The organism is Falsiroseomonas oleicola (assembly GCF_019029495.1).
Lineage (GTDB): Bacteria > Pseudomonadota > Alphaproteobacteria > Acetobacterales > Acetobacteraceae > Falsiroseomonas > Falsiroseomonas oleicola.
In genome coordinates, this window is sequence record NZ_JAERQM010000015.1 from 24587 (window position 1) to 33966 (window position 9380).

A 9380-nucleotide genomic window follows, 5' to 3' on the forward strand; every position below is an offset into this window, starting at 1 on the left:
CTGATGGCCAATGGCGCGCCGCTCAACGGATCACCGGTGCGGCTTGGCGGCGGGCACGACAAGACCGGCGGCGCCACCGTGGTCGGACGGCTGCACGCCCCGCAGCAGGTGCAGGCAGAGGCGGCCGATGCTGTGGCCGAAGACATTGCGCTGCCCCCGGACCTGATCCCCGTGGCCATGCCACCGGCACTGGCGGAGCAGGATGCCGAAATCCAGCGCATGCTGACCAAGGCCGCGCAGGATCACCCGCAGGCCTATCTTCTGCTGTGCGAAAGCGGCACAGCCCTGTCGCCGGCGCAGGCCGCACGCCTGGTGGCAACGCTGCGCACCAATGCTTGCGCCGGCTTCGCCGCGGCAGTGACGATGATGCCGGACGGCATGGTGGTGGGCGGCGGCTATCGCATGATCGGCGATGGGGAGGGCGACAGGATTGCGGCGATCCGGCCGCCGCCGGCACTGGATCTTCTGGTGGCGGAGATTGGCAGCCCCGGCGTGATCGCCTTCCCTGCGCCGGTGCTGCTGGCGGCGCTGGCGGAGTGCGGTCCCTGGCAGGAAGGCCGCCTCGGCTCGATCTGGAGCGAATTGGCGGTGGCGCTGCTGGCGCGTGGCCTGGTCGGCCTGCTCGACCCTGCGGTGCAGGCGATGGCACCCTATCGGCATTCCAAGGACCGCTGCCCGCCGAAGGTCAGTCCTGCCTTCCTGGCCGCCTTCCGCCCGGTACGACCCCGCCGCCGTGCGCAGCGACTGGTGGAGCTTTCGGCCGCCACCGACATCGGCCTGGCCTGGCAGACCTTGGGCGAGATTCTGCTACGCCGCGCCGTGGTCTGGGCGTTGCTCGACCACCGGCCTGTGGTGGCACTGGATCCGGCCGCGCCCGCAGCGTTATTCCGGCGACTACGTGGCCATGGGCTGGAGGTGCTGGAAGCGCCCCTTCCCGATGGCCTCGACGCTGCGGAACAGCCGCTGCGCCACCGGCTGCTGCGGCAGGTGCAGCAGCCATCCGCGACCAGCCGGGGTTTGGTGCTGCAAGATCTGGTCGTCGGCGAAGACTCTCCGGGGCTGGAGGCGATTTCACTGCACAGCCATCCGCTGGCGATACTGCCGCCGCCTGACGCAGCCCTTACCGCGGCCCTGCTCCGCGCCCAGATGCTGCCAATCGCCCCTGCGCGGGAGCCATCGCTGTGGCGGGAGCGCGGCGGCGGCGAAGATCCGCTTGATCGCATGGTTGCCGCACAACTGGCCCTGGAAGCAGGCACGGAGGGCGCGGCGGATGCAATGCGGGATCTGGCGCAGGCTGGGGCTGCCACGGTCGAAACACCGCCGACAGGCCGCAGCCCGCAGGCCTGCGCCGAGCACCTGCAGGCAAGACTGCGGCAGATCGGGTTCTGAACGACGCGGAGAGGTGCCGTCGCAGCGTCGTCATGCCGTCGTACTACGGTCCGCGTGACCTCATACCGACGGCCCTATCGCGTGACCGCTCCGGGCCGCCCCCACACGGTCGTGCCGTAGGCACGCCTGCGGCCGCTGCCGTTCGGCCGCTCGGACCGGTCAGGAGACCGGTCCGCTGGTATCAGTCGAGCGCCGTCAGGGCTGCCTCCATCTGGCTGCCGGTCATGGCGAATGGCAGGACGCGCAGATGCCGGATTTCGCCGAACAGGTTGTTCGTCCCGGTTGCTGAAGACCCCAGACGCAGCGTTGTCAGATCGGTGCTCAAGGCGACCAGCGGCTGAATGCTGTCCCCACGCAGCAGCACCGATCCGCTGCCGGTACCGTCCACACTCAGCCCGACAGCGAAGGGTACCCCCGCCGTGATCGTTCCGGCATTGGCCTTGAGGGTCGTGCCGGGGCTACGCACCCGCACTGCCCCGCTGGCTTGCACAGGCATGGCGATGCGGTTGGTGTTCCCGCCATCGTCGAGATGAAACAGGTAGGCTTCACCAGAAAGGGCCGGTATTTGCCCAGCCCACAGCACCGTGCATGGGCCAGCAACGCCCAGGCTCGCCAGGGGCGTACTGACCAGGTCCATGCCGCGCGTGCTGGCCCCTGGCGAGCCGACCAGGGGCAGGATTGGGCTGGAGACGAATGGTGCGAGTTCCTGCTGCGGGCAGGCGACCCGCAACGTTACGTCGATGGTGCCCGCGGCCGGGATGGTGAGCAGCACCTCGGAATGGGCAAAGGCAGCCAGCGCCGGCATGGTGAGCGTGGCGTGCCATCGCTGGCTGCCAAGGCTGGCGCCGGTCGGTACCATGGCAATGCTCTCAACGCCGATGGACACACCGCCTGCATCGCGCGCCCGCATCACCTGCGCGACCGAGGTCAGGCCAGTAAGGGAGCCGCCCACCAGCCTGACGAAACTGCTTGATGTCCAGGTTTCACCAGGCGATGCGGCGTTGGCTGTGCCGGCTTCTGGCGAAATGCTGAGTTGCAGCGTGCTACCGGCGCTGTTCGTGCCGCTGAAGCGCAGGTCGATCCAAGCCAGGCCATTTTCGGTTCCGGTATCCATGATTTGGCGCGTGATGCCGCTGCCGGTGCCGCTGATGACCCAATGCGTCGGCGCGGTGCCGGGGGAGCCAATGGCAGCGCCCTGCGCACGTGGGTTGCGGATCCCGTTGGTCCGCTGCCCCTCGATCAGCAGGCGGCGTGCGGAGCCGCTGAAGCGCGGCACATCCGCCCCGTACTCGAGCCAACTCATGCCATCCGCACCAAGCGAGCTCGTATTCGCCGTGACCTGCGCGCGTTGCAGCGGCGCAAAGTCGCGAAGAACCGAGGGGCTGACCAGCCGGGTGCCGGCCTCGCCCAACATGCCCAGCATAGGAGCCATTGTCATGGTCATGCCTGGGGCTTCCCTGCATCGTTGCGGGTCTGTGCGGCAAGCAGCATGGGATGATGTCCCTTCGATGTTGATTGTCGGAGCGCATCCGGATGGTGCCCCCTCCGAAGGGGCAGGCCGGCTTCATGGTGCGGCGGCCTGGAGGGTAGGGGACTCTTGTTGCGCTGCCGCCGCGTGATGATGCCTAAATACCTATTTAATCACCGATGTCAAGGAAATATTTCCTTTTCCGGGGCGCTGTTTGCCAGCCGCTCCTGCCACGGCCAGCATCCTGCTTCCGTTGGGACCAGCCTTGACCGGCTGCCGCGATAGGTCGTGCCCCGAAGGGGTTTTCCTTCCGCTTGGCTGCGTCCACCGACTGAAGAACAGGGGCGCCTATCTGAGCGAGGACGACATCGTCCGGTTGGAAGAGGTCCACGGACGCTCATAGCCCCTGGCCTGCCGCAGGCGGGCCAATGGCGACAGCGGAAGCCGGCCTCGCACGCCGGCCTTCGGATGGTTGGTGGGCGCTCAGCCCGACATGATCAGGGGAATGCCGGCCATTTGCCGGAGTTCATGAAACCGCTCGTATAAGGGGTTTCCGTCGCTTGGCTGCAGCAGGCGCCACTTCGTGGTTCCCACGAAGTGGATAGCCCGGGCATTCTGCAGAGCTTCCTTGCAGAATGCCGTCGAGGCATTTTCCTGCAACTTCCAGTTATAGGTGTGCGGAAGGTAAAATACGTTGGAGTCCTTCCATAGATATTGCAGGAGAGACTGGTCCTGGATACTGGTGTGATTTTTTTCCCGCAGCAAGGAGACGGCCTTTTCGAACCAGACCATGCCGATATGGGGCTTCTTGATCAGCATGAAGCCGGAGTTGATTGGTGCGCGGGAAGCACCGAAATCAACGCCGAAGCTATGGCGTGAAGGTCCAGCCGCTACCATCGCCAAGCTAAAGGGCAGCCGAAACACACCGCCTACGCCGCGCAGAACCATGAAGTCCGAATCGATCCACATTAGCGCTTCGTAACGCTCCATCCTGAGAAGACAGAGCTTCAGATAGACGCTTCTCTTGTTGGGAAGGCCGGCGTCGATCCCTTTCTTGACGATCTTGCCGCCACTCCATCGTTTCGACAGATCATCATCCAGAAAGTCGGCGTTGGCTTCCTCGAAGATCAGTGAAGGATAGATCCGTATAAGCAGATCGCGGTTCTTGTCATTCAGCGGAGCGTAGAGTGGATGTGTCAGAAGGATGACGTCGGTATTGACGGGGATGGATTTGGACAAAACCAGGCTGTATAAAAAGACACCACCGAAGCCGATGAAGTTGTCGGTGACGCAACTTACGAAGGCGCGGCGGGCTGGGCGCGGGGGGGGATTCGGCGATGTATCTTCCATGACCGGACCAATTCCCTTTCCATTTTGCCGCGGCGGCCAAGCATGATCGTCTGGCAGCCTGTCCCTGCCAATCCCGTGTTCACCGCAAAAGCCCGGCAGTATTGTAGCCATATTGGGTGATGGGGCTCGATGGCGCGGAAGGCGGCTGAGAGACGTCCGGACCCCGAGCGGCCTGAAAGACGACCGGTCAATCCACGGCCATGTCCAGCTCCCGCATCCAAAACGTCGCACGGAAAATCCCGAGCCGTCGCGCCGCTTACAACGCGTGCCGCGCTACAAGGTCATCTACACTCCGGCAGGCGCAGATGATGGGGCTGCTGGAGATGCGCCCGTAGCTGTTGCCCACCAACCCAAGGCAGCCGCCCATTCGGGACCAGGCCGTTCACAGCCTATGCGCGGTTCAGCACCAGCAAAGTCTGGGACCGCATCCAAATGTCGTTGCCAAGGACATCAGAGCACGCCGGCGCGCAACAGGTCGTGCAAGTGCAGAATTCCCACCGGCCGGCGGTCGTCCTCCACCACGAAGACGCTGGTGATGCTGTACTCGTTCATCATGCCGAGCAGCTCGGCGGCCAAGGCCTGGGGCGAGGTGGTGCGCGGTGCGCGAGTCATGACCTCCGCCACGGGCACAGTCAGGTCGAATCTGCTCTGGAAGGCACGCCGCAGGTCACCGTCGGTCAGAACGCCCGCCAGGCAGCCATCCTGGTCCACCACGCCTGTGATGCCGAAGCGGCGGGACGTCATTTCCATGATCGCCTCGCCCAGTGTCGCCGCCATGGTGACGCTGGGGATCTCGTCGCCACCATGCATCAGGTCCCGCGCCCGCATCAGCTGCGCCCCGAGCTTGCCGCCAGGGTGAAAAGCCCGGAAATCCGCAGGCGAAAAGCCCCGCGCCTGCAGCAGGCAGATCGCCAGCGCATCGCCCATGGCCAATTGCATGGTCGTGCTGGTGGTTGGGGCCAGGCCGTTCGGGCAGGCCTCGGGCATGCGTGGCAGCGTCAGCAGGATGTCGGCGGCACTGCCAAGCGCGCTGTCCGGCCGCGATGAGATGGCGATCAGCGGCACGTCGAAACGGCGGGCATAGGCGATGACGTCGGCAAGCTCCGGCGCCTCCCCCGACCAGGACAAGGCCAGCACGGCATCCTGCCGGGTGATCATGCCGAGGTCGCCGTGGCTGGCCTCGGCGGGATGCACGAACATCGCCGGCGTGCCGGTGGAGGCCAGGGTGGAGGCGATCTTCCGGCCGACATGACCAGACTTGCCCATGCCGGTAACAATCAGCCGGCCTGGTCGTGCCAGGATCAGCGAGACCGCCTCGATCGCTTTACCGCCCAGGGGCCCTTCCAGGGCCCGCCGCAACTCCTGCAGGCCCTCCACCTCCAGGGTAAGGGTCCTGATCATGGCCTCGCGACGCAAATCGTCGGTCATGCCAGCATGTCACGTGCGCGCTGCAGGTCGGCGGGCGTGTCGACACCAAGCGGCACATCCGCCACGGCGATTGCCTCGATCCGCATGCCAGCCTCTAGCGCGCGAAGCTGCTCCAGCTTCTCACGCAGCTCGAGCGGGGACGGCGGCAGTGTGACGAAGCGGTCGAGCGAACTCCGACGCCAGCCATACAGCCCGATGTGGTGATACAACGGCCCGTCACCCCAGGGCGCCGTGGCGCGAGTGAAGTACAGGCAGTGGAAATGACCTGGTGCCAAACCGGAGCCGACCATCTTCACGACGGAGGGGGCGGTGCGCTCATCATCCCGATGAATCTCGGCGACCAGGGTCGCGAGATCCACCGCCGGGTTGTGCAGAGGCGTCAGCACAGCGCGGATGGCTGCGGGGGCGATGGTTGGCAGATCACCCTGAAGATTGATCACCACGTCATGCCGCTCGTCAGGGTCGATGGCTTGCAACGCTTCATGGATGCGGTCGGAACCCGAGGGGTGGTCGATGCGGGTCATCTGCACCCTGCCGCCCACCTGCTGGATGGCCTGGGCGATCTCGCTTGCATCCGTCGCGACCACGACCTCGCCTATCGCGGCTTCGATGGCGCGGCGCCAGACATGCACGATCATCGGCGTGCCGTGGATGTCGGCCAGCGGCTTGCCGGGCAGCCGGCTCGCCGAAAGGCGGGCCGGAATCAGGACGATCGGATTCATGCGATGATCGGGTCTGCCGGGAAAGCCTTCACCAAGCAATCGATCGCCATCAACCGGCGCAGCAATGCTTCGAACTTCCCCATTGGTACCATGTTGGGGCCATCGGATGGCGCGTTGTCCGGGTCCTCATGCGTCTCGATGAACAAGCCCGCCACACCGACCGCGACCGCGGCGCGGGCCAGCGTCTCAACGAATTCCCGCTGGCCACCGGAGGAGGTGCCCTGACCGCCGGGCTGCTGCACCGAATGGGTGGCGTCGAAGATCACCGGCAGGCCGGTGTCGCGCGCCATGATGGGCAGGGAGCGCATGTCGGAGACCAGGGTGTTGTAGCCGAAGGAGGCGCCGCGCTCGGTCAGCATCACGCGCGAATTGCCAGCGCCGGTCAGCTTGGCGGCGACGTTCTTCATGTCCCATGGCGCCAGGAACTGGCCCTTCTTGACGTTCACCGCCCGCCCGGTCGCCGCCGCGGCCAGCAGCAGATCAGTCTGTCGACAGAGGAAGGCCGGGATCTGTAGCACGTCTACCACCTCAGCCAGCGGTGCGCATTGGGCGGCATCGTGCACATCGGTAAGCACCGGCAGGTTCAGACTTTCGCGGATCTCGGCGAAAACAGGCAGAGCAGCGGCCATGCCGACGCCGCGCGCGGCGTCGGCTGAGGTGCGGTTCGCCTTGTCGAAGCTGGTTTTGTAGATCAGGCCGATCCCCAACCGACTGGCGATCTCCTTCAATGCGGTGGCCGTCTCCAGCGCGTGGACACGGCTTTCCATCTGACAGGGGCCAGCAATCAGGACGATGGGCAGATGATTGCCAAGGCGGACGCCCCCAATATCTACCGAAATCTGATGAGCAATCATACGATACCAGCCACACTTCTATGTTGAGAACGCCCAGAGCAATGCCGCGGCATCGCAAGCAAAACTAACGCCCTACCCGCCGAAGCTAGTGTCAGATATATGGCACCAGCCTGTCGGCAGTATTTCCCGCGACAGTCCGGGGCACCGTCGTCGCGGTGATCCGCGACGAATGACGCATAAGGCGCCTGATAGCAGAGTTTGCAGATGCGGTCTTTCATCTCTCGGTCGGACGCGTGGCGCCTTCGTCTGGCTGGTTCCCTAATGGCCTGCCATGGCCGCCCGCTTACCCTGACGGCCGGCTAAAGTCGGCCGATGGACCGGTAGCTGAAGCCGGCTTCCCGCATCGTCCCCGGCTCATAGATGTTGCGTAGGTCCTCCAGCACCGTGCCGCGCATCGTCTGCTTCAGCTTCTCCGGCGACAAGGCACGGAACTCGTTCCACTCCGTCAGAACAACCAGCGCATCGGCGCCGGCGGCCGCATCCAGCGCGCCGCTGGCATAGACCACCGCCTCCGGCAGCATGCCCTTGGCATGGCCCATCGCCACCGGGTCATAGGCCCGCACCGTGGCGCCGGCCTCCACCAGCTTCGGCACCACCACCAGGGACGGCGCATCGCGCATGTCGTCGGTTTCCGGCTTGAAGGCCAGGCCGAGCACCGCGATGGTCTTGCCCGCCACACTGCCGCCGCAGGCCGCGATGATGCGGTCCGCCATCTGGCCCTTGCGCGCATCGTTGATGGCAATCGTCGTCTCGATCAGCGTCAGCGGGCTGTCGTAGTCGCGCGCCGTGCGGGCCACAGCCAGCGTGTCCTTCGGGAAGCAGGACCCGCCATAGCCCGGGCCAGGATGCAGGAACTTGCGTCCGATGCGGCCATCCAACCCAACCCCGCGCGCCACGTCATGCACATCCGCGCCGACGCGCTCGCAGAGGTCCGCGATCTCGTTGATGAAGGAGATCTTCATCGCCAGGAAGGCATTCGCTGCATACTTCGTCAGCTCCGCCGTCTCCAGCGAGGTGTTGACGATCGGCGTCTCCATCAGGAACAGCGGGCGGTAGATGCGGCGCAGCAATTCGCGCGCCCGCTCCCCCACCGGGCCATCCTCGGTGCCGACGACGACGCGGTCCGGCCGCATGAAGTCGCCGATGGCGTTGCCTTCGCGCAGGAATTCCGGGTTGGAGGCGACGGAGATCTCGAGGTCCGGGCGGACGCGGGCGACGATTTCCTTGATCTTGCGGCCGGTGCCGACCGGGACGGTGGACTTCGTCACCAGCACGATCGGGCCCTTGGCGGCCTTCGCCACCTGCTCGGCGGCGGCGAAGACATAGGTGAGGTCCGCATGCCCATCGCCGCGGCGGGACGGGGTGCCCACGGCCAGGAAGACCGCATCCGCGCCCGCCATCGCCGCATCCAGGCTCGTGCCGAATTCCAGGCGGCCGTCGCGGACATTGTCCGCCACCAGGGCATCGAGGCCCGGCTCGTAGATCGGGATCCGCCCTTCGTGCAGCGCCGTGATCTTGGACGGATCGGCATCTATTACATGGACCTGCATGCCGAACTCGGCGAAGCAGGCGCCTGACACCAGGCCGACATATCCGGCCCCGATCATCGCTATCCGCACGCGCCACTCCGTTGCGTTAGGGAGCGGTTGTCTACCCTGCGTAACCGTCTCGATCAAACCTGCCGCAGTGCAGCATCACGTGAGGTCCGGCTTCCCGCATGCACCTGTTTGCCTGCGGTGATCATGGCCGCGTCGGGTGCCCAAGAAGCCAGGCCGCCGCGGTGCGCATCGCATCCCCCTGCTCTATGACCTTGCCGAACTCTGCCCATTGCCCGGTGGCGCATGACAGCGGCGGTTGGAGGCCGGGCCGCTGTTCCGACGGATCCGAGGCTCCAGGGCCGGCAAGGCCGGGCAAGCGCCCTGCCTTGCCCCGCATCGGTACCGCGCCGCTTTCGCTGCAGTCGGTCGGCGACATCTTAGGCACGCGGCGGCGACGGGCTTCGATCCGGCCAGTTTTGGCGGGCACAGTCTGAAACGGGGCGCGTTGACCACATGAGCCGCGGCGCCCACCCTGCGCAACTCAAGCGCAACTCAAGCGCAACTCAAGCGCAACTCAAGCGCAACTCAAGCGCAACTCAAGCGCAACTCAAGCGCAACTCAAGCGCAACTC

6 protein-coding genes are annotated in these 9380 nt (G+C 65.6%); all 6 read right to left on the bottom strand.

The window, feature by feature from the left end; all coding sequences use genetic code 11:
- Positions 1 to 1570: 1570 nt before the first annotated feature.
- The 6 genes from JJQ90_RS26500 to JJQ90_RS26525 all read right to left on the bottom strand — a co-directional run bounded on the left by JJQ90_RS26500 (position 1571) and on the right by JJQ90_RS26525 (position 8830).
- The gene (locus JJQ90_RS26500; protein WP_216879275.1) at positions 1571 to 2833 is read right to left on the bottom strand and encodes a hypothetical protein; all 1263 of its coding nucleotides are present in this window, start codon (positions 2831 to 2833) and stop codon (positions 1571 to 1573) included.
- 507 nt (positions 2834 to 3340) lie between these two features.
- Positions 3341 to 4207, bottom strand: a complete 867-nt coding sequence (locus JJQ90_RS26505; RefSeq protein ID WP_216879276.1) for a glycosyltransferase — start codon at positions 4205 to 4207, stop codon at positions 3341 to 3343.
- 450 nt (positions 4208 to 4657) lie between these two features.
- On the bottom strand, positions 4658 to 5635 hold the full coding sequence (locus JJQ90_RS26510; protein WP_216879277.1) for a KpsF/GutQ family sugar-phosphate isomerase: 978 nt from the start codon (positions 5633 to 5635) through the stop codon (positions 4658 to 4660).
- A complete protein-coding gene (locus JJQ90_RS26515; protein WP_216879278.1) occupies positions 5632 to 6357 on the bottom strand; it encodes a 3-deoxy-manno-octulosonate cytidylyltransferase in 726 nt (241 codons plus the stop codon). The genes JJQ90_RS26510 and JJQ90_RS26515 overlap by 4 nt, the downstream gene beginning before the upstream one ends.
- The gene (gene kdsA, locus JJQ90_RS26520; RefSeq protein ID WP_216879279.1) at positions 6354 to 7211 is read right to left on the bottom strand and encodes a 3-deoxy-8-phosphooctulonate synthase; all 858 of its coding nucleotides are present in this window, start codon (positions 7209 to 7211) and stop codon (positions 6354 to 6356) included. Before kdsA ends, JJQ90_RS26515 begins: the two co-directional genes overlap by 4 nt.
- A 299-nt stretch (positions 7212 to 7510) precedes the next feature.
- Positions 7511 to 8830 (bottom strand): UDP-glucose dehydrogenase family protein, encoded by a 1320-nt coding sequence (locus tag JJQ90_RS26525; protein ID WP_216879280.1) that lies wholly within the window; start codon positions 8828 to 8830, stop codon positions 7511 to 7513.
- Positions 8831 to 9380 lie beyond the last annotated feature (550 nt).

What these genes read in the sequence shown, in the direction of transcription:
- JJQ90_RS26500 (WP_216879275.1), bottom strand. Translation starts at nt 2,833, where the DNA reads ATGACCATGACAATGGCTCCTATGCTGGGCATGTTGGGCGAGGCCGGC.
- JJQ90_RS26505 (WP_216879276.1), bottom strand. Translation starts at nt 4,207, where the DNA reads ATGGAAGATACATCGCCGAATCCCCCCCCGCGCCCAGCCCGCCGCGCC.
- JJQ90_RS26510 (WP_216879277.1), bottom strand. Translation starts at nt 5,635, where the DNA reads ATGACCGACGATTTGCGTCGCGAGGCCATGATCAGGACCCTTACCCTG.
- JJQ90_RS26515 (WP_216879278.1), bottom strand. Translation starts at nt 6,357, where the DNA reads ATGAATCCGATCGTCCTGATTCCGGCCCGCCTTTCGGCGAGCCGGCTG.
- kdsA (WP_216879279.1), bottom strand. Translation starts at nt 7,211, where the DNA reads ATGATTGCTCATCAGATTTCGGTAGATATTGGGGGCGTCCGCCTTGGC.